The organism is Sphingobium subterraneum (assembly GCF_014199435.1).
Lineage (GTDB): Bacteria > Pseudomonadota > Alphaproteobacteria > Sphingomonadales > Sphingomonadaceae > Sphingobium > Sphingobium subterraneum.
In genome coordinates this window covers 504,621-523,736 of sequence record NZ_JACIJP010000002.1, presented here as the reverse complement: position 1 = coordinate 523,736, position 19,116 = coordinate 504,621, and the positions used below count along the sequence as shown (strand labels likewise).

The 19,116-nt window shown below is 64.5% G+C and carries 22 protein-coding genes; 9 read left to right on the top strand and 13 right to left on the bottom strand.

Annotated elements, in window-relative coordinates; translation table 11 throughout:
- Positions 1 to 41: 41 nt before the first annotated feature.
- The 8 genes from leuS to FHS92_RS09220 all read left to right on the top strand — a co-directional run bounded on the left by leuS (position 42) and on the right by FHS92_RS09220 (position 9,726).
- On the top strand, positions 42 to 2,576 hold the full coding sequence (leuS, locus tag FHS92_RS09255) for a leucine--tRNA ligase (RefSeq protein ID WP_184079769.1): 2,535 nt from the start codon (positions 42 to 44) through the stop codon (positions 2,574 to 2,576).
- The gene (gene lptE / locus FHS92_RS09250; protein WP_184079767.1) at positions 2,576 to 3,100 is read left to right on the top strand and encodes an LPS assembly lipoprotein LptE; all 525 of its coding nucleotides are present in this window, start codon (positions 2,576 to 2,578) and stop codon (positions 3,098 to 3,100) included. The genes leuS and lptE overlap by 1 nt, the downstream gene beginning before the upstream one ends.
- The gene (gene holA, locus FHS92_RS09245) at positions 3,097 to 4,125 is read left to right on the top strand and encodes a DNA polymerase III subunit delta (protein WP_184079765.1); all 1,029 of its coding nucleotides are present in this window, start codon (positions 3,097 to 3,099) and stop codon (positions 4,123 to 4,125) included. The genes lptE and holA overlap by 4 nt, the downstream gene beginning before the upstream one ends.
- 119 nt (positions 4,126 to 4,244) lie before the next feature.
- Positions 4,245 to 5,378 (top strand): type III polyketide synthase, encoded by a 1,134-nt coding sequence (locus tag FHS92_RS09240; RefSeq protein WP_246351885.1) that lies wholly within the window; start codon positions 4,245 to 4,247, stop codon positions 5,376 to 5,378.
- Positions 5,378 to 6,070: a methyltransferase domain-containing protein gene (locus FHS92_RS09235; RefSeq protein ID WP_184079763.1), complete on the top strand. Its 693-nt coding sequence runs from the start codon at positions 5,378 to 5,380 to the stop codon at positions 6,068 to 6,070. Before FHS92_RS09240 ends, FHS92_RS09235 begins: the two co-directional genes overlap by 1 nt.
- On the top strand, positions 6,049 to 7,155 hold the full coding sequence (locus tag FHS92_RS09230) for an NAD(P)/FAD-dependent oxidoreductase (protein ID WP_184079761.1): 1,107 nt from the start codon (positions 6,049 to 6,051) through the stop codon (positions 7,153 to 7,155). Before FHS92_RS09235 ends, FHS92_RS09230 begins: the two co-directional genes overlap by 22 nt.
- A 31-nt stretch (positions 7,156 to 7,186) precedes the next feature.
- The gene (msrB, locus tag FHS92_RS09225) at positions 7,187 to 7,579 is read left to right on the top strand and encodes a peptide-methionine (R)-S-oxide reductase MsrB (protein WP_184079759.1); all 393 of its coding nucleotides are present in this window, start codon (positions 7,187 to 7,189) and stop codon (positions 7,577 to 7,579) included.
- Between the two features lie 128 nt (positions 7,580 to 7,707).
- Complete coding sequence (locus FHS92_RS09220; protein WP_184079757.1) at positions 7,708 to 9,726, top strand: transglycosylase domain-containing protein; 2,019 nt, start codon at positions 7,708 to 7,710, stop codon at positions 9,724 to 9,726.
- Between the two features lie 40 nt (positions 9,727 to 9,766).
- Here the strand turns inward: FHS92_RS09220 and FHS92_RS09215 are convergent, their stop codons facing one another.
- From FHS92_RS09215 to FHS92_RS09205, 3 genes are read right to left on the bottom strand one after another with little or no spacing between them, the layout of a single operon-like run.
- A complete protein-coding gene (locus tag FHS92_RS09215) occupies positions 9,767 to 10,543 on the bottom strand; it encodes a M48 family metallopeptidase (RefSeq protein WP_246351884.1) in 777 nt (258 codons plus the stop codon).
- Positions 10,524 to 10,967, bottom strand: a complete 444-nt coding sequence (locus FHS92_RS09210) for a YcgN family cysteine cluster protein (RefSeq protein ID WP_184079753.1) — start codon at positions 10,965 to 10,967, stop codon at positions 10,524 to 10,526. The genes FHS92_RS09215 and FHS92_RS09210 overlap by 20 nt, the downstream gene beginning before the upstream one ends.
- On the bottom strand, positions 10,967 to 11,596 hold the full coding sequence (locus tag FHS92_RS09205) for an SCO family protein (RefSeq protein WP_184079751.1): 630 nt from the start codon (positions 11,594 to 11,596) through the stop codon (positions 10,967 to 10,969). Before FHS92_RS09205 ends, FHS92_RS09210 begins: the two co-directional genes overlap by 1 nt.
- A gap of 147 nt (positions 11,597 to 11,743) precedes the next feature.
- On the opposite strand from FHS92_RS09205, the gene FHS92_RS09200 reads away from it, so the two are divergent.
- Positions 11,744 to 12,322, top strand: coding sequence for an ankyrin repeat domain-containing protein (locus FHS92_RS09200; RefSeq protein ID WP_246351922.1), 579 nt, complete (start codon positions 11,744 to 11,746; stop codon positions 12,320 to 12,322).
- A 45-nt stretch (positions 12,323 to 12,367) separates the two neighbouring features.
- On the opposite strand, the gene FHS92_RS09195 is transcribed toward FHS92_RS09200, so the two are convergent.
- From FHS92_RS09195 to FHS92_RS09150, 10 genes are all read right to left on the bottom strand, one after another.
- Positions 12,368 to 13,045 carry a cell wall hydrolase gene (locus FHS92_RS09195; RefSeq protein ID WP_184079749.1) on the bottom strand — a complete coding sequence of 226 codons (678 nt, stop codon included), beginning with the start codon at positions 13,043 to 13,045 and terminating at the stop codon, positions 12,368 to 12,370.
- Between the two features lie 174 nt (positions 13,046 to 13,219).
- Positions 13,220 to 13,555: a DUF1491 family protein gene (locus FHS92_RS09190; RefSeq protein ID WP_246351883.1), complete on the bottom strand. Its 336-nt coding sequence runs from the start codon at positions 13,553 to 13,555 to the stop codon at positions 13,220 to 13,222.
- A 25-nt stretch (positions 13,556 to 13,580) separates the two neighbouring features.
- Positions 13,581 to 14,057, bottom strand: a complete 477-nt coding sequence (locus FHS92_RS09185; protein WP_343056708.1) for a PaaI family thioesterase — start codon at positions 14,055 to 14,057, stop codon at positions 13,581 to 13,583.
- Positions 14,044 to 14,568, bottom strand: a complete 525-nt coding sequence (locus tag FHS92_RS09180) for a PTS sugar transporter subunit IIA (protein WP_425506237.1) — start codon at positions 14,566 to 14,568, stop codon at positions 14,044 to 14,046. The genes FHS92_RS09185 and FHS92_RS09180 overlap by 14 nt, the downstream gene beginning before the upstream one ends.
- Before the next feature lie 112 nt (positions 14,569 to 14,680).
- Positions 14,681 to 15,277, bottom strand: coding sequence for a ribosome hibernation-promoting factor, HPF/YfiA family (gene hpf, locus FHS92_RS09175; RefSeq protein ID WP_184079747.1), 597 nt, complete (start codon positions 15,275 to 15,277; stop codon positions 14,681 to 14,683).
- 79 nt (positions 15,278 to 15,356) lie between these two features.
- Positions 15,357 to 16,073 (bottom strand): DNA polymerase III subunit epsilon, encoded by a 717-nt coding sequence (gene dnaQ, locus FHS92_RS09170; protein ID WP_184079745.1) that lies wholly within the window; start codon positions 16,071 to 16,073, stop codon positions 15,357 to 15,359.
- Between the two features lie 24 nt (positions 16,074 to 16,097).
- Complete coding sequence (coaE, locus tag FHS92_RS09165; protein ID WP_184079743.1) at positions 16,098 to 16,697, bottom strand: dephospho-CoA kinase; 600 nt, start codon at positions 16,695 to 16,697, stop codon at positions 16,098 to 16,100.
- A gap of 2 nt (positions 16,698 to 16,699) precedes the next feature.
- On the bottom strand, positions 16,700 to 17,527 hold the full coding sequence (aroE, locus tag FHS92_RS09160) for a shikimate dehydrogenase (RefSeq protein WP_184079741.1): 828 nt from the start codon (positions 17,525 to 17,527) through the stop codon (positions 16,700 to 16,702).
- Positions 17,524 to 18,120 carry a Maf family protein gene (locus tag FHS92_RS09155; RefSeq protein WP_184079739.1) on the bottom strand — a complete coding sequence of 199 codons (597 nt, stop codon included), beginning with the start codon at positions 18,118 to 18,120 and terminating at the stop codon, positions 17,524 to 17,526. The genes aroE and FHS92_RS09155 overlap by 4 nt, the downstream gene beginning before the upstream one ends.
- Entirely contained in the window at positions 18,117 to 18,971 is an 855-nt protein-coding gene (locus tag FHS92_RS09150) for a pyruvate, water dikinase regulatory protein (protein ID WP_184079738.1), read from the bottom strand. The genes FHS92_RS09155 and FHS92_RS09150 overlap by 4 nt, the downstream gene beginning before the upstream one ends.
- Positions 18,972 to 19,116: the final 145 nt, after the last annotated feature.

Sequence of the window (19,116 nt, the reverse complement as noted above, 5' to 3'; positions counted from 1 at the left end):
ATCCGGGTCACGCAGGGACGTGACACCCAAGGGAGCATAGCATGCAGAGGCGCTTCAACCCGCTTGAGGCGGATGCCAAGTGGCAAAAGCTGTGGGACGAGAAGCAGAGCTTCCGCGCATCCGACAGCAGCGACAAGCCGCGGTCCTATGTGCTGGAAATGTTTCCCTATCCATCCGGCCGCATCCACATCGGCCATGTGCGCAATTACACGATGGGCGATGTGCTGGCGCGCTTCCGCCGCATGACCGGCCACGAAGTACTGCATCCGATGGGGTGGGATGCGTTCGGCATGCCCGCCGAAAACGCGGCGATGGAAAAGAAGGTGCATCCCGGCGACTGGACGCGCTCCAACATCGCCAACATGAAAGCGCAGCTGAAGCGGTTGGGCTTCGCGCTCGACTGGAGCCGGGAACTCGCAACCTGCGAGCCGGACTATTACGGGCATGAACAGGCGCTGTTCCTCGACCTTTATGAGGCGGGGCTGGTGTATCGCAAGGAAAGCGCGGTCAACTGGGACCCGGTCGACATGACCGTGCTCGCCAACGAACAGGTGATCGACGGAAAAGGCTGGCGATCGGGCGCGCCGGTCGAGAAGCGCAAGCTTTCCCAATGGTTCCTGAAAATCACCCAGTTCGCTGACGATCTGCTCGCGGGGCTGGACAGCCTCGACCAGTGGCCGGACAAGGTGAAGCTGATGCAGGCGAACTGGATCGGCAAGTCGGTCGGGTTGCAGTTCCGCTTTGCGCTGGATCAGACCGTCGGCGACATCGACAGCCTGGAGGTCTTCTCCACACGGCCGGACACGATCTTCGGCGCGAGCTTTGCCGCGATCGCCGCCGACCACCCCATCGCGCTGGCATTGGCAGAGGGCGACGCGAATCTTGCCGCCTTCGCCGAGGAGTGCCGCCGCTCCGGCACCGCCGCCGCCGAGATCGAGACGCAGGAGAAGAAGGGCTATGACACCGGCCTGTCGGTGATCCACCCCTTCACGCAGGCGAAACTACCCCTGTTCGTCGCCAATTTCGTGCTGATGGAGTACGGCACCGGCGCGGTGATGGCCGTGCCCGCGCACGACCAGCGCGATCTGGATTTCGCGCGCAAATATATGCTGCCCGTGCCGCGCGTCGTCGCTGCGGCGGGGGATGAGGCCAAGCCCATCCACGACGAAGCCTATGCCGGACCGGGGAAGCTGGTGAACAGCGACTTTCTCGACGGGATGGACGTGGAAGCCGCGAAGGCCGCCGTCATCGCGCGGGCCGAGGCGGAAGGCTGGGGGCAGGGCACGACAATCTGGCGGCTGCGCGACTGGGGCGTGTCGCGGCAACGCTATTGGGGCACCCCGATCCCGTTCATCCACTGCGCGGATTGCGGCGTCGTGCCGGTGCCGCGCGACCAGTTGCCGGTCGTGCTTCCGCAAGATGTGAGCTTCGAAATTCCGGGCAATCCGCTCGACCGGCATACGGAATGGCACACGGTCGACTGCCCCACATGCGGAAAAACCGCACGGCGCGAGACCGACACGCTCGATACCTTCGTCGATTCGAGCTGGTATTTTATCCGTTTTGCCAGCCAGCCCCAGGACAAGCCCTTCGACAAGGCCGAAGCCGAGCGCTGGTTGCCGGTTGGGCAGTATATCGGTGGAGTCGAACACGCGATCCTCCACCTCCTCTACGCCCGTTTCTGGACCCGCGCGCTGCAATATGCGGGGAAGATCGACGTGGCGGAACCCTTCGCCGGGCTGTTCACGCAGGGGATGGTGACGCACGAAACGTACCGGGCGGAGGATGGCCGTTGGCTTGCACCCTCCGAAGTGGAAAAGCGCGGCGACGCCTATATCGAAACCGCGACGAACGCGGCGATCCAGCTTGGCCGGGTCGAGAAGATGTCGAAGTCGAAGAAGAATGTCGTCGATCCCGATGACATCATCGACCAATATGGCGCGGACGCGGTGCGCTGGTTCATGCTCAGCGACTCGCCGCCCGAGCGCGACCTGCCGTGGACCGCGAGCGGGATCGAGGGGAGCTGGCGCTTCGTCAACCGCCTGTGGCGGCTGTTCGGCGAGGCAGGCGACACTGGCACGGGCAGTGAGGGCGCAGACAGTCAAGATAGGGCGCTCGACCGCAAGCTGCACCAGACCGTCGATGGCGTCGCAAAAGATATCGAGAGCCTGTCGTTCAACAAGGCAGTAGCGAAAATCTACGAGCTGACGAACGCGGTGGAAAAGGCCGCGCCGTCTGCCTCGCGCGCTGCCGCGATCCGCGCCCTTGCACTGCTGGTTGCGCCCATGACGCCACATCTCGCCGAGGAAGCCTGGGCGGAAATGGGCGAGGAGAGCCTGATCGCCGACGCTCCATGGCCCGACGTCGACCCCAAGTTGCTGGTCGAGGACGAAGTGACCATCGCTGTCCAGGTCATGGGCAAATTGCGCGACACGATTACGGTCGCCAAAGGCACCGACAAGACCACGCTGGAGGCGCTGGCGCTCGCCGCGCCGAACGTCGCGCGCACCTTGAATGGCGCCGCGCCGAAGAAAGTGATTGTCGTTCCCGATCGTTTGGTCAATCTGGTCGTCTGATGCGCGCTCTTATCCTCCTCTTCGCCACGATCGCCCTGCCGCTCACGCTATCCGGTTGCGGACTGCGCCCGCTTTATGGCGGTGGCACGCATGGCGCGGTGGCACAGGGACTGGGGCGGATCGACGTCTCCCCGATCGAGGGCAAGGGTGGCTGGCTGGTGCGAAACGCGCTTAACGACCGTTTCGCGCCGATCACGTCCGCCAGTCAGGGGCCGACCTATCGGCTCGACGTCGTGCTGAGCGACCAGATTACCGGATCGGGCGTACGGCAGGACGATTCGGTCACGCGCGAGCGGCGTATCCTGCGCGCGCGCTATCAGCTTTTCGACGGCGCGACCGGCGTCCGACTGCTTGACGCCACCGCTGGGTCAGACGCGGGTATCGACGTCACCAGCAGCGAATACGCGACCATCGCGGCCGAAGATACCGCACTGGAACGGCTGGCGCAGACCATCGCCGATCAGATCGTCACCCGCCTGGCCCAGCGCACCGCGAGCGAACAGGCGGCGGCCCGGAAGCCGTGAAGGCCACCCGGCCGCAGATCGAACGCGCGCTCGATGCGCCACCGGCCGACATCCGCCTGTTCTTCCTCTACGGCCCGGACGAGGCGGGCAGTCATGCGCTCGCCAAGCGGCTGGAAAAGGCTATGGGCGATCAGGCCGAACGGATCGACCTCGACGGACCGGGCCTGAAGAATGATCCCGCACGGCTAGCGGACGAGGCGGCGTCCATGTCGATGTTCGGCGACAAACGCTGGATCCGCATTGCCAATATCGGTGAAGAATCGCTTCCCGCCATCGACGCACTGCTCGAATCGCCCCCAGGCGGCAACCCGGTGATCGCCGTAGCGGGCGCGCTCAAGAATACGGCGAAGATCGTCAAGCGCTGCCTCGATCACCCGCAGGTGATGGCGCTCGCCAGCTATGTGCCCGATGAACGGGAAGCGGCGCAGATTGCGATCGCTATCGCCAAGGATCTGGGCCTGCGCCTCTCCAACCCGCTCGCGCGTCGCATCTGCGACCTGACGGGCGGCGACCGCGCACTGATGGCGGGAGAAATCGAGAAGATCGCGCTCTATCTCGACGCGAGCCCGGAGCATATGCTTGATGCCACGGATGAGGCGCTCGATGCGTTGTCGGCCGAAGCCGTGGAAGCGGACATCGGTCCGTTGGTCAATGCGGTGCTGGGTGGCGACATCGATACCGTGAACCATGAGCTTGCCATGCTCGGCGTGCGCGGCGCCTCGCTCGCCGGGCTGTTTCGTCCGTTGCTGACCCGCGCGATGCTGATCGCCTCGATCCGCGCCGAACTCGACCGCGACGGGCGGATCGACGCGGCGATGGAAAAAGCGGGCAAGGCCGTGTTCTGGAAGGACAAGCCGCTAGTGCAGCGGCAGGTGAAACGCTGGGACGCACCCGCGATCGCCCGCGCGATCCACCGCCTCTCTCTCGCCGAGCGCGCCACCCGCGACAGCCGTGGACCCGGCGAACTGGCGGCGCGGCAGGAACTGCTGACCATTGCCCGGCAGGCGGCGCGGGAACGATCGTAACAAGGCCGTTGGCGCACCCGCGATTCGGTTCAGCCTACCGCAACCATATCGGCACAATAACCGTTGGTGTTGTATATGGATCGGTCGTAGCATCGCCGCTCCGTCGCAACGGAGACGCTATGACCGAGACGGCGAGAACCGCGATGCCTCCGCATGTCACACCCTGTATCAACGCCATCGGCACCGCCGTGCCGCGCAACGATGTACACGCGAGCTTTATCGCCTGGGCGCAGAACCAGATCCCGGAGGAGCGGGATCGGCGGCTGTTCACGCGCATGGTGGCGCGGAGCGGGATTGGCCATCGCTGGTCGGTGCTGCCTGCCGATGCCCTGAGCGCGGAGAGCGGATTTTACGCGGGACGCTGGCCCTCAACCGGCGAACGCATGGAAATATACGCGCGCGAGGCGCCCGAATTGGCGCTCTCAGCCATCCGCGCACTGGCGGAAAAGACTGCGCTCGGCGGCATCACCCATCTGGTGGTGGCGAGTTGCACCGGCTTCGTTGCGCCGGGGATCGACCAGATCATTGCCGCACGCCTCAACCTTTCCCCAGGCGTCGAGCGGCTGCTGGTCGGCTATATGGGATGCTATGCCGCGATCGCGGCGTTGCGATCGGCGCGGCATATCGTGCGGTCGGAGCCGGACGCACGAGTGCTGGTCGTCTGCGTCGAGCTGTCCAGCCTGCATCTGCAGCGCGACATGATGCTGGAGCCCTTGCTTGCCATGCTGCAATTTGGCGATGGCGCGGCGGCGGCGCTCGTTACGGGCGAGCGGCGGGGTCTGGCAATCGGCGCGCCCTTCGCCACGACACTGGCGGGGAGCAGCGACCTTATCCGCTGGACGATCGGCGACGAGGGTTTTGCCATGCATTTGTCTGGCGAAGTGCCCGGCGCAATCCTGTCTGCCCTGGGCGATCCGGCGCGGCGCGGCGCGCTGTTGCCCGTGCCGGTCGATGCGATCGATGGCTGGGCGGTTCACGCCGGGGGCCGGTCGATCCTCAACGCGGTGGAGCAGGGGCTGGGGCTGGACGACGACGCGCTCGACAACAGCCGCCGCGTGCTGGCCGAGAACGGCAATATGTCGTCGGCGACACTGATGTTCGTGCTCGAACATGTGCTGGCTGGGCCGCCGGTGCGCGAAGGCGTGGCGCTTGCCTTTGGGCCGGGCGTGGCGATGGAGGGCTTCAGCTACGCCACGGTCAGCGGCTCGGTTCTGTCATCCCATGATCTGTGGGTACAGGAAGAACTCGCCTGATGGACCTGTCCACCCGCGCCACCGCGCAGGAGCAGATGGACGCGGAAGATCTGTCCCCCGCCATTTACGCGCGGGTGCTCGCGGGGCTGGCGCGGGTGAATGTCGCAACGCTGGCGGCGCGACCCACGGTGGGGTTTCTGGCCCGTGCCATGCAAGGGCGGAACGCCTTCCGGCTGCTCGATGTCGGCTATGGCGACGGAGACATGCTGCGGACCCTCGCACGCTGGGCACAGCGGCATGGCAAGGCATGCGAACTGGTCGGCATCGATCTCAACCCGCGCAGCGAGGATATCGCACGGGCACGGCATCCGGCGGGCGCGCCGATCGCCTACCGCACGGGCGATTATGCGGATCTCGTCAATGAACCGTGGGATATCATCGTCTCCAGCCTCGTTACCCATCATATGAGCGACGAGCAGCGCCTTTCCTTCCTGACCTTCATGGAAACTCACGCGCGGATGGGCTGGTTCGTCAATGACCTGCACCGCCATGCGTTCGCTTATTACGGCTTCCCGCTGCTGGCGCGCCTGCTCGCCGTCCACCGCATCGTGCGGGAAGACGGGCAACTGTCGATCGCCCGCTCGTTCCGCCCGGCCGAATGGCAAGCGATGCTGGTGCAGGCAGGTCTTGATGGCGTGGCGCATGTCCGCCGCCTCTTTCCGTTTCGATTATGCGTCGAACGCATCCGCTGATCATCGGCGGCGGCCCCGCCGGAGCGGCGGCGGCGATTCACCTTGCGCGGGCGGGCGCGCAACCGCTGTTGCTGGAAAAGACACGCGAAACAGGCGACGCGCTGTGCGGAGGCTTCCTGAGCTGGGCGACGCTCGCGCAGATCGCGGCGCTTGGTGTTGACCCGGCGCAGCTCGGCGGGCAGCGAGTTGCGCACCTGGGGCTGTTCACCCCACATCGCTCGGTGCGCGTACCGCTGCCCGCGCCAGCCATGGGGGTGTCGCGACAACGGCTCGATACGCATCTCCTCGACGCAGCGGAACAAGCGGGCGCGCAGGTGCGGCGCGGGACGGTCGTTCGCCTGATCGATGACGATCGCACGGTAATCCTGGCCGATGGCGAGATAATGTCAGCCGACAGCATCTTCCTCGCGACCGGCAAGCAGGAGTTGCGCGGCGCAACTCGCGATACCGGGCCGATCGGAAACCCGGCGCTGGGCCTGCGCGTCCGGCTCGCCCCCCATCCCGCGCTTCAGGCCATGATCGGCGACGCCATTGAACTGCACCTCTTCCGGGGCGGTTATCTGGGTATCGTTTTGCAGGAAGACGGGTCGGCCAACGCCTGCCTCGCGATAACCAAAAGCCGGTTCGCGGCGGCGCGAGGGCGGCCGACGCGCTTGCTTGAACAATTGGCCGACGCGTCTCCAGCCCTCGCCGACCGGTTCGCCTATCTCCCCACCGGCGCGCAGATCGATGCGGTCGGGCATATCCCCTACGGGTGGCGGTCGACCGATACGCGCGAGGGTCTGTTCCGGCTGGGCGATCAGGCGGCGGTCATTCCATCGCTGGCCGGGGAAGGGATCGGCATCGCGCTTGCCAGTGCGACGCGGGCGGCAGAGGCTTGGCAAAAGCGGGGGGCGCAGGGTGCGCGCGGCTATCAGGTCGAGTTTGCCCGCGCGGCCCGTGCGCCGATCCGGTGGGCGGGCCTGATGCGCGACATCCTGACCCAGCCGCCTTTTGGAGCGATCGCCCTCTCACTCGCGGGGCGTGCGCCGTCGCTGGTCGCCGCCGTCGCACAATATACGCGGATTATCGAAACCCGGCCTTGATCAAGGTCGGCCCGCGCCACATATTCACGCCATGGAAAAACTGAACTTGACCGATGAGCAATGGCGCGAGAAACTCGGCGCCGAACGTTACCACATCCTGCGCGAAGCGGGGACCGAACGGGCGTTCACCGGCGCTTACGAGAAACTGAAAGCCGACGGCATCTTCCTGTGCGGCGGATGTGGCGCAGAGCTGTTCGACGCGGGCACAAAATATGACAGCGGGTCAGGCTGGCCCAGCTTTACGGCCCCTGTCGAAGGCGAGGCGGTCGATGAGCATCGCGACACGGCCTATGGCATGGTCCGCACGGAGGTGCGCTGCGCGCGCTGCGACGGACATCTCGGCCATGTGTTCCCCGATGGACCGGGCGAGAATGGCCTGCGTTACTGCATCAACAGCGCATCGCTGGATTTCAAACCGCGCTGATCGCCGACCTGGTTCACGGTCCGTTCAAGCAGGATCGGCTTGTAGCTGTTGGGTAATGCGCGTATCCGGGGCCGTCGGCTCTGGCGCGGGCGGACGATGACGGCGATTTCGGAGCGGGCAAAACGGGCATGGCGACGCCAGGTAAGGCAAAAATCTGGCTTGCGCGGATCCTGAAGACGGGCCTGTTCGTCGGTTTTTCCGGCCTGATCGCGCTGGTGGTCGCTGTCGTCGTGGCGATGCAGTCACTGCCCAGCTATGAATCCCTGAAATCCTCCCCCAATGGCCAGATGATCCGCGTGCACGCCGCCGACGGGTCCGTCATCGTATCGCTCGGCCCCAGCTTCGGCCGCTGGCTCGGCTTTGACCAGATTCCGCAGGTGATGGTCGACGCGATGGTCTCGGTCGAGGACAAGCGCTTTTACCACCACCCGGGCGTCGACCCGATCGGTCTGACCCGCGCCACATGGATTGCGATCCAAAACCGGGGCACCGGCAAGCGTCTGCAGGGCGCATCCACGATCACCCAGCAGGTGACGCGCAACATCTTTCTCAACAACAGCTATTCGGTGGGGCGCAAGGTGCGCGAGATCGTGCTGGCGCTGGCGATGGAACGGAAATTCTCCAAGCAGCAGATTCTCGAACTGTACCTCAACAAGGTCTATTTCGGGGGCGGCGCCTATGGCATCGATGCAGCGAGCCGCAAGTTTTTCGGCCATCCGGCAACAACGCTGAGCCTGCCCGAAGCGGCGATCATCGCCGGGCTGGTGAAGGCGCCGTCCAGCTACAGCCCAACCGCCGACGCGCAGGCCGCCATTGGTCGCGCGGGTGTGGTTCTTGACGTCATGGAGGAAAATGGCGTCATTTCCTCGGCGCAGCATGACGCTGCCAAGATAGCCGACGTGAAGCTCGCGCCCGAACCGCCGCAGAACAGCGTGCGCTATTTCACCGACTGGGCGTTGCCGCAGCTCGACGTGCTGGTCGACGAACCCAATGAGCCGCTGGAAGTCTACACGACAATCGACCTCAACATGCAACGCGCGGCGACAGCGGCAATCCAAAGCAATGCCCCCCGGGGGACGCAGGGCGCGCTGGTTGCGATAGACCGCGACGGAGCCGTGCGCGCGATGGTCGGCGGACTCGATTATGTGACGTCCAACTATAACCGCGCCACCAAGGCCGTGCGTCAGCCCGGATCGGCGTTCAAGCTGTTCGTCTATATGGCGGCGCTGGAGGGCGGCTATACGCCCGAGACCGCCGTGGTCGACGAGCCTGTCGAGATCGACGGATGGAGCCCGCGCAACAGCTCTGGCCGCTATTCAGGCCAGATCGACATCCGTACGGCGTTCGCCTATTCGATCAACACCGTCGCGGCCAAGCTGGGGCAGGAGGTCGGCTTTGCCTCGATCGCCGATATGGGCCGCCGCTTTGGCATCACCACGCCGATCAACACCCATCCCTCCATGGTGCTGGGCACGTCCGACGTGCGGTTGCTGGACATGACGCGCGCCTTTGCCTCGGTCGCGCGCAAGGGCATCGCGGTGACGCCCTATGGCATCACGCGGGTCACGACCGCCGACGGACGACTGCTCTATACGCATGAGGACGACACGAGCCGTGTGCTGATTGCGCCGTGGGTGGCGGCGGGGATCACCGACCTCCTCCAGACAGCCGTCAACACCGGAACCGGCCACGCCGCGCAGATCGGCCGCCCGGTCGCGGGCAAGACCGGCACGACGAGCAGCAACAAGGATGGCTGGTTCCTCGGTTTTTCGAGCGGCATCACCACCGGCGTGTGGATGGGGAGGGACGACGCGCGCGCGGTCGGCGGCCTGCAGGGCGGTCGTGCTCCGGCGCAGGCGTTTGCGAGCTTCATGCGCGTCGCGGTTGCCAAGCGCCCGGTCGAACAGTTCGAAACGCAGGTGACGCTGCCCGAATGGCAGCTTGAGCCGGACAACGAGGCCTATTTCGGCGGACCCGATGATGGCCCGCAGGTCGACGAGGACGGTAACCCCCTGGACGGCGCGGTTCCGCTACCCGAAGCCGATGGCGCGGGCGACCAGGGCGAACCGGAGCCATCCGGCAGGATCGACCAGCAGTGGATCGACAATGTGCTGGGCCGCGACCGGCAACGCCGCCCACCGCCGTAACGGGTGAAGACCGACGCCAAGCCAACGCCGGTCGCTTGGTTTATGTTTGATCCGTTATCCCGTGCAGCGCCGCCCCATGACGACGCAGCCATTCGCGCGCTGGGCCAGGATCTTCGCCGAACAGCCGGGCATGGGCGGCATGGAAATCCGGGCTATGGTCCATATGCAGCAGATGCGCGACTTCGTGCGCGACCGTTGCGCGCCGCACATGCACCGGCGCGAGAATAAGCCGCCAGCTGTAGCGGATCGCGCCGTCACTCGTGCAACTTCCCCAGCGGCTGCGCGGATCGCCAATGGCGACGCTGGTGACATCCAGCCCGTGCTGCCCCGCAAGCGCCAGGGTTTCCCGTGTTAGCACGTCGCGTGCATGGGCTTTGAGCCAGCGCACGGCGCGCCGACCGATCGATTCCTGCGGCCCGCCAACAATCAGCCGGCCGCCTTCCAGACGGGGCGCACGCGGCGCTCCAGCCAGCCAGCACAACGCCACCTCGTGCCCCTCGACCGGAAAGCGCGCGCCATCGACCAGCGGCACCCGGTTGTCGGTCCGCTCGCACTGCCGCCGCAGCCAGTCTTGCTGGTCTCGCGCCCAGGCGAGGGCGCGCTCAACATTCCCCCGCTGGGGAATCGACAGCCGCAGCATATGACGCGCACTGTCCATGCGCAGACGGTACCCGCGCGATGCGGCGTAACGGCGGACCTCCACCGGAAACTCGATGCCATCGACAGCGATAACGTCCGCAAACGCGCCGGATGGCAGTGTTTCGGGCCGAAGTGCAACCCCCTGCGACCGGAGCGGCCTAGACCGGCCGGTCGACAAGATGGTCCTCCAGATCCTGCCCCTCTTCTTCATCAACGGTCCATCCCCGCACCGACTGCCCAGCCCGATGCACCGCTTCCCGGTCACCGCTGCGCAGATAGTGCCATTCCGGCAGCTCTTTGTCTTCCCCCCGCAGACGGTAGGCGCAGGTCAGGGGCAGCCATGCTATCTCCGCAACGTCGCCGGGCGTCAGTCGCACACAATCCGGCACGAACCGCCGCCGCTGCGCGTAATTGGTGCAACACCCCTTATCCTTATCGAGCAGGCGGCAGACGACATTGGTGACATAGATGCGCCCGGTGTCGACATCCTCCACCTTGTGCAGGCAGCATTTTCCGCACCCGTCGCACAGGGCCTCCCATTCCCGTTCGTTGAGTTCGGCAAGCGGCAGGTCCCAGAAATCGGGCCGCAGCGCGTCGTCCATCACTGGACCCAGCGGTCAAGCGTGTCGGCGATATCCTGGGGGCTGCCTTCCGGCTTGTCCGCCGTCGTGGGATCGTCGACAGGCAGCAGCGCGATGGGGTCGCCCGCTGGACCGAAAAGATAGGGCGTGCGCGTATGGCTGACGAGATAATCCTTGCCGGTGCCTTCCTTGCCATAGACCACGACAAAGGTTTTGGCGGCCGCCGCGATCTGCTCGCTGGTGCCGGTCAGGCCGATCAGGCGCGGATCAAAGGCAGACACATAGGTCTTGAGCACCGCAGGTGTATCGCGCTCCGGATCGACGCTGATAAAGATCGGGACGATCTTCGCCACCTTGGCCGGCGCCTTTTTCTCCAGCAGGCGATAGCCCTGCATGATGCGTTGCAGATCGACCGGGCACACATCCGGGCAATAGCTGTAGCCGAAATAGACGATCCGGTACTTGCCCTTGAAATCATCCCAGCGAACGGACTTTCCGTCCTGATCGGTGAGGGTGAAGGCGCCGCCGATGCGCGCGCCGGCAAGCGGGGGCTGCTCGGAAGCGGCCGTATTGCCCTGCTGAGCGGGTCCGCAGCCTGCCAGCACAGCACATCCTGCGAGAAGTGTTGCCGATATCCACTGTCTGTTCATGATGCGCCTGCCATGCCCTTATCCACGTGCTTTGACAATTGCCAAAGCCGATCAACCCGGCGCATATATGCGGTGCAGAAGGAGACGTACAGGGTGACACGGCGCATGGCCCGCTACTGCGGGATTAAACTGATAGTGGCGGCTACGATGTTGCCGGGCGTTGTGGGGTTTGCGCCGGTGGCGCAGGCGCAATTTTCCGAAGGCTATAACTTCCTGAAGGCCGTGCGCGATGCGGATGGCGCCAAGGTGATGGAACTGGTCGACAGGCCGGGATCGACCTTGATCGACAGCCGGGACATCAGCACCGGAGAGACGGCGCTGATGATCGTCGTTGCGCGGCGCGACCTGTCCTGGCTCAACTTTCTGCTCAGTAAGGGCGCGAAGCCCGATCTGGGTGACCGGGCGGGCAACACGCCGCTGATCGCCGCGACGCAATTGCGCTTTGCTGATGGCGTGCGCGCGCTGCTGACGAAAGGCGCCAGCGTCGACAAGCCCAATGGCAGCGGCGAGACCGCGCTGATTCGCGCGGTGCAGCTGCGTGACGTCTCCCTGATCCGTATCCTGGTGGACGCGGGGGCCAATCCGGACAAGCGCGACACACTCGCAGGCCTGTCCGCGCGCGATTACGCCCAGCGCGACGGACGCGCAGGACCGATCATGGATGCACTGGCGAAGGCTAAACCCGGCAGCGCCACCAAGGCGCCCGTGCAGGGGCCGGTGTTCTAGGCACTAAGGCGCAGACGCGCGCCATCGAACAGCGGATACTGTCGCTCAACGGTAAAAGATGTGATTGTCGATCGCGGCGACGCGCTGGCGGCCCCAATTGGGGGATACCCGGCGGGCGTGGAAATACAGCGCGCCTTCGGCCGGATTTTCCCATTTGTTGTCGAGCGCGATCTCGGCAATGGCGGCGGCTTCCTGCCAGTCGCGGCTGCCCTGATTGATCGACGGCATGCTACGGCCGCGCACGAAGCTGAACTGGCCGGGCTGATACACAACGCCGCACAGGCTGCTGGCGAAACGGCCGGACCGTGCGCGGTTGATGACGACACGGGCTACGGCGAGCTGACCGATCAGGCTCTCGCTCTTGGCTTCGAAATAGATGGCGCCGGCAAGGCAGCGGCCCTCATCGTCGAGGCTGGGCGCAGTATCATACGCGGCAACCATCGCATCGAGCGAACGGGCGGATCCGGGAAAGGAGGAGAGGCCAGGTTTCGCGCCGATGGCAGCAAAGGGCTGGACGATCTCGCGGGTCGGGCCAAACGCCACATTGCGCGACGGGGTGGCTGGGACCGAAGCCGCCGAAACGGCGGAGGAAATAAGAACGGGTGTGCTACCCGAAGCAGCGGCCGGGCTTTCGCCGGCCAAGGTCGCGTCGCTCGCCATGATTGCAGCGAACGCGGACACAGTCATGGCCACCAGCGTGGCGGCCCGTAAACGGAAACTCATATTCGTCCAAAACAGTGCGGTTGGTCGGCCGCAGACGTCGCTTACTCACTTTATTCTCGGACGTCGGACCGCCACCCGTCTGCGTGTTTACCGAACGTCCCCCTGTGGACAGCACGGCAACCTGCGCATGGTTGGTGCGGCGCTAATGACGACAGGAACGCCGCCTGTCAACTTTCAGGCCAATGTTTCTCCGGCGAAGCGTTCTGCTTCCGGGATATCCAGCTCGACGATCCAGATATCGGGGTCCGATCGGACCCGACGCGCTATATATTGGGCCATCTCGTCCTTGTTGCCCCAATGGGCCTTACCCGCAGGCACCAGTTCTGCCTTGTTATCGAGCCCGCCAATGCGTTCAAAGAGGCCCGTTTCCTCTCCCTTTTCAAGAGCTTGGATAAGGATCATCCCGCTGATCGGATCGCCCTTGCGCAGCACTGTGGCAAACCCTCCGGCGGCCTGCACGCGGCGGATCAACTGGCTGACGAGCATGTGACTGGCCAGGCGATCGGTCATGGGTGTTTCACCAATATCCCGGCCCTCAGCGCCCGTAGCCGGGAAGCGAGGAGAGCGGGAATTTCGAGCGCATGAACGTCCCGGTGCCGCGCCCCACTTCTTCCCCGTCCGCGTCAATCAGCACCGATTCGGCGATGAACACCCGCCGCTTGCCACTGACCCAGCGCCCTTCGGCGCGCACCGGACCGGACTTGATCGGCTTGGTGAAAAGCAGATTGAACCCGGTTGTCAGCAGGAAACGATCGCTGACCAGACTGTTGGCCGCGTAAAACGCCGCATCGTCGAGCATCTTAAAATAGACCGTGCCATGCACTGCGCCCGCCGCGTGATAGACGCTTTCGTCCACAGCGAAGCGGATGATCGCTTCTCCCGGTGCGGTGATCGACAACTGGGAGGGAAAAAGGCGGTTGATCGGCGCGGAGGCGTAGAGCCGCTCGAGCGCGCGAAAGTGCGCCTGTTCGCCCTGCGGGGGCACGTCGGCCTTGCCGTCAGGCCGCGTCACGCGCCTCGTCGCCGGTCAGCAGTGCAAACATCGCTTCGTCCGACCCTGCCCCGCGCAACCGTGCGGTGTTTACGGCGTTGCGCAAGTAACGGGAGACGCGGGCGAGTGTCTTGAGATGCTCGGCCCCGCTGTCCATCGGCGAAAGCAGCGAAAAGATAATATCCACCGGCGCATCGTCGACCGCATCGAACGCCAGCGGCGTTTCGAGCCGCAGCACAAGGCCATAGACGCGGGTCAGGCCGTCGATCTTGGCATGGGGAATGGCGATACCGCCGCCGAAGCCGGTCGAACCCAGTCGCTCGCGCTCCATCAGCCGATCATAGACCGCCCCGGCATCCAGACCATAGGCGTTGTGCGCCATATCGCCGAGCTTCTGGAACAGCTGCTTCTTGCTGCCGAGGGTCGCACCACTGGAGAGCGCCTGAGGAACTATCAAATCCTGAAAATTCATTTTGAACATCTCGGAGCGGGCAATGGCCGACAATGGCTTCGCATCGGACCCAACACCCATGGCCCTGTTCGATGGATCACCAAAGCACGGCGCAATAGGCGCATGGATCGTCAAGGTCAACCGCTCGCGACCTCTGCCACGCGCCTATAGCCCGGCGGGGGTTAAAAAGGCGTCAAGCGCGCGGTTCAACCCACCCGATCGACCCGTCATGACGGCGATAGACCATGTTGTAAGCGGACGTGCCCGCATTGACGAACAGCAGCGCATTCGTGTTGCGCAGATCGAGCATCATCACGGCGTCGGATACGCTGGCTTCGGGAATGTCGACGCGCGTTTCGGCGATGATGACCGGGGCATCGCCCGGCTCTTCTTCCTCCGGCGATCCTGCAAAGACAGTGTAGGCCGCGCCATCAAGATCGAAACCGTTGCCATTTTCGGGGTCGCGCGCCGCTTCGGCGGCGGCGGCCTGCGCATGCCGGTCCTTCAGGCGACGCATATAACGGCGCAGCTGCGTCTCGATGCGGTCAGCCGCCTGGTCGAAGCAGATATGCGCGTCCTGCGCTTCGCCGGCACCTTTGAGGATCAGCCCGGCCATCACGTGGCAAACGATATCGCAATGAAAAGCGCCATGGGGCGCGCGCCGGAACGTGACGTGAGAGGAAATGGTGCGGGAGAAATATTTCTCGGCGATGGCTTCCAACCGGGTTGCGACATGTTGCTTGAGAGCGTCGCCCGTATCGACCTGATGTCCGGAAACACGAATGTCCATCTGTGGTTCTCCTTCGTTTTTGCGCAGGGTCGGACGATGAAAGCCGCCCTGCGGTCGTAGAGGCTGGTCGCGATGGGGGTCAGTCCCCCGGCGCGGCCGACCCCGTAAGCCAGAGTGGATCGGTCAGCTTGGCAATAAACGCCCGATGCCTCTCCAGTTCCTGGCTGCTTGCCGCAAATGTCCGCGCGGGGCGGGTAACCCGAACCGTTTGAACGGCGACAAGAAGTTGCGTAGTGCGTTCGTCCTCCCTTTGGTCTTCCTCGCTCGCCAGGGTCAGGCCGATCTGCCTGCCGCCGGTCAGTTCGATGTACAGCTGCGCCAGCAGTTCCGCATCCAGCAGTGCGCCATGCTTGACGCGATGGCTGCGGTCGATGCCATAACGGGTGCACAGCGCATCGAGGCTGTGTTTGGCACCCGGGTGCAGGGTGCGCGCCATCGCCACGGTGTCGATCATCCGGCCGAGGCTGATTTCCGGACGGTTGCACAGCGACAGCTCATGGTTGAGAAAACCAAAGTCGAAGCGCGCATTGTGCGCGACCAGCGGGCTGTCTTCCAGAAAGTCGAGCAGCTCCTGCGCGCCATCACGAAACAACGGCTTGTCGGCAAGGAACGAGTCAGACAGGCCGTGCACCGCAAAGGCGGCCGCCGGCATCGCGCGCTGCGGATTATAATAGCGGTGGAAGGTGGTGCCGGTCGGCACGCGGTTAAACAGTTCGATGCAACCAATTTCCACCAGGCGGTCCCCGGTGAGCGGGTCGAAACCGGTCGTTTCGGTATCGAAGATAATTTCGCGCATCGACTCTGTTGTTCTCCGCTTCCCTTATCCGCCTGCTTTGCGTCGAAGGCAAGCGACCAACCGCCGAACCTGCCCCTGGGTACGATGAAAAGTGGTGCCGGTATCGATAATATAGTCCGCGCGGCGACGTTTTTCCGCGTCGGGCATCTGAAGCGCACGAATAGCGCGAAATTTTGCCGGGGTCATGTTGCCGCGCGCCAGCACCCGGGCGCGCTGTTTCCAGCCCGGCGCGCTGACGACGATGACGCCGTCGATGCCCTTTTGCCCATGGGTTTCAAACAGCAGGGGAATATCGAGCACCACCAGGGGGCGAGACCGGAAGCGCCGCAGAAACGCCTCCCTCCCGGCGCGCACCATCGGGTGGATGATCGATTCGAGCACCCTGCGCTGATGCGGGTGAGCCAGCACGACGGCCCCAAGCTTGGCGCGATCGACGCCGTTCGGACCGGTGGTGCCGGGGAAATGCCGCTCGATTGCGGTAACCGCGCCACCGCCCGGTCCCTGCAAGCGATGCACTTCCGCATCGGCATCGAACACGGGCACGTCGAGCTTGCGCAACATGCCGACGACCGCCGATTTCCCCATGCCGATCGACCCGGTAAGGGCGTAGACTCGCGCGACCATGCTCAGCCCGCCAGCAACCGCGCGCGCAGTTCCGCATCATGCTCGCGCGGCGGCAACGCATCGAAAAAGATGTCGAAGGCGAGGGCGGCCTGCCCGATCAGCATCGCAAGACCGTCAATAACATGCAATCCGCGCGCCTTTGCTTGCGCGAGCAGTGGCGTTTCAAGCGGGGCATAGACGATGTCGTAGACGAAGGCGCTGTCAGGCAAAGGTGCGAGGTCTATGGTCAACGGCGGCTTGCCCGTCATCCCCAGCGGGCTGGCGTTGACAAGCAGGCTGGCCGGAGGAAGCGGCGCATCCATGCCGATCACGTCGCCGTGCGCGCCGGTGCGGGCGAGCAGAGCCTGGGCCTCGGCGGTGTTCCGCGCCATGATCGTCACCGGCACCTCGGTCTGCGCCAGCGCATAGACGATGGCGCGCGCCGCGCCGCCGCTGCCGATCACCACCGCATGTCCGCCGCGCCAGCCTTCCTCGCGCAACGGAGCGAGGAAGCCGCCCGCGTCGGTGTTGGTGCCGATCAACGGTCCGCCGGTCTCGCAGGCGATGGTGTTCATCGCGCCGATGCTTGTTTCTACACCGCCCGGATCATCGACATAGTCCATCACGGCGATCTTATGCGGAATGGTGACATTGCAGCCGAGCCAGTCGGGATCGGCACGGCGGGAGAGGAAATAGCGTGCAAGGTCACCCGAAAGGACGTGGGTCTTGCGGTATTCTGCTTCAATTCCGAGCTTTTCGAGCCAGAAATTGTGGATCAAGGGCGATTTGCTGTGCGCGATCGGATCACCGATCACTTCGGCATAGGGAAGTTTGGGTGTGGAGTCAGTCATGACGTCAAAACGCCGCGCACGCGCAGAAAGTCAAGCAACCCCAGTAAGGGTAGCCCCTGAATGGCAAATTGTGTGCCGTCGATCCGCGTGAACAGCTGTACCCCCGGCCCCTCGATCCGGTAGCAGCCGACGCACCAGCGCACATGGTCCCATTCCTGATCGCAATAGTCGGCGATAAACCGGTCGGACAGCTCCCGCATCGTCAGCTTGACCCGTTCGATCGTCCGCCACACCGGCTGACCGCCTTGCGCGATGACGGCGGCGCTATGCAGGCTATGTGTCCGCCCGGAGAGGCGGCGCAGGATGTGTGCGGCATCGGCTTGGTCCACCGCCTTGTCGATCATGCTGCCGTCGTCCAGTTCGAGCGTCTGGTCACATCCCAGTACGAGATCGCCGGGCATTTTGCGCGACAGTTTCAGCGCCTTCAGTTCCGCGAGCGCGTCGGCGAGTTGGCGCGCGTTGTGCCCTTCGGCACGCAGGGCCAGCTTGGCGCTTTCTTCGTCCACCTGCGGGTTCATCGCCGCGAAAGGGACACCGGCGGCCTGCAACAGCGTGCGGCGGCTGGCGCTTTGCGATGCAAGGATGAGGGTCATGCGGGGAGGCGCTCGCCCGTGCTGTCGTCCGCCTCGCCATCGTCCATACCCCGTTCGTTGAACAGGTTGATGATGGCGGCCGCGGCTTCCTCGATCGAGCGGCGCGTCATGTCGATGGTCGGCCAATCATTGTCGGCGATCATACGGCGGGCAAATGCGACCTCCGCCTGAATCCGGTCGAGATCGACATAGGCGGTCTCGGGCGCCTGGTTGAGCGAGAGCAGCCGGTTACGGCGGATCAGCACCAGCCGGTCCGGGCTGATCGTAAGACCCACGACCAGCGGATGCTTCAATCGGTAGAGTGCATCAGGCGGCGGCGATTCCGGGACAAGCGGGATGTTGGCCGTCTTGTACCCGCGATTGGCGAGATAGATGGACGTGGGCGTCTTGGACGTACGCGACACACCGACGAGGACGATGTCCGCCTCTTCCCAATTTTCATGGCCCACGCCGTCATCATGGGCGATCGTGTACTGGATCGCCTCGATCCGCGCAAAATAGGCAGCGTCGAGAATATGTTTCCGGCCCGGCCGGTTACGCGTTTCCTGACCCAGGATGTTCGACATCGCGTCCGTCACCGTGTCGAGCGGCGCGACATGCGGCAAGCCAAGACCCCGGCACTGCATTTCCAGTTTGCGGCGGAGCAGCGGGTTGGCCAGCGTAAAGAGGACCAGCCCCGGATTGACCGCGATTTCCTGCAGGATGCGGGTGAGATGCACTTCCGAGCGCACCATCGGCCAGAAATGGCGGATGGCCTCGACATTTTCGAACTGGCCGATCGCGGCCTTGGCGACGTTTTCCAGCGTCTCGCCGGTGCTGTCGGACAGCAAATGAAGGTGCAAACGGCTCATGCGGATGACATTGTGGGCAGGCTGTGGATAAAGCAAGGGACAGAATGGTGGATAAAAGCGCTCCGCCCGCTTGTTCCCGCTGTTCCGGGATCTATCCACAGACGTCCCACAGGGCGTGATTTTCATCCACAGGCTGTGGATAGCG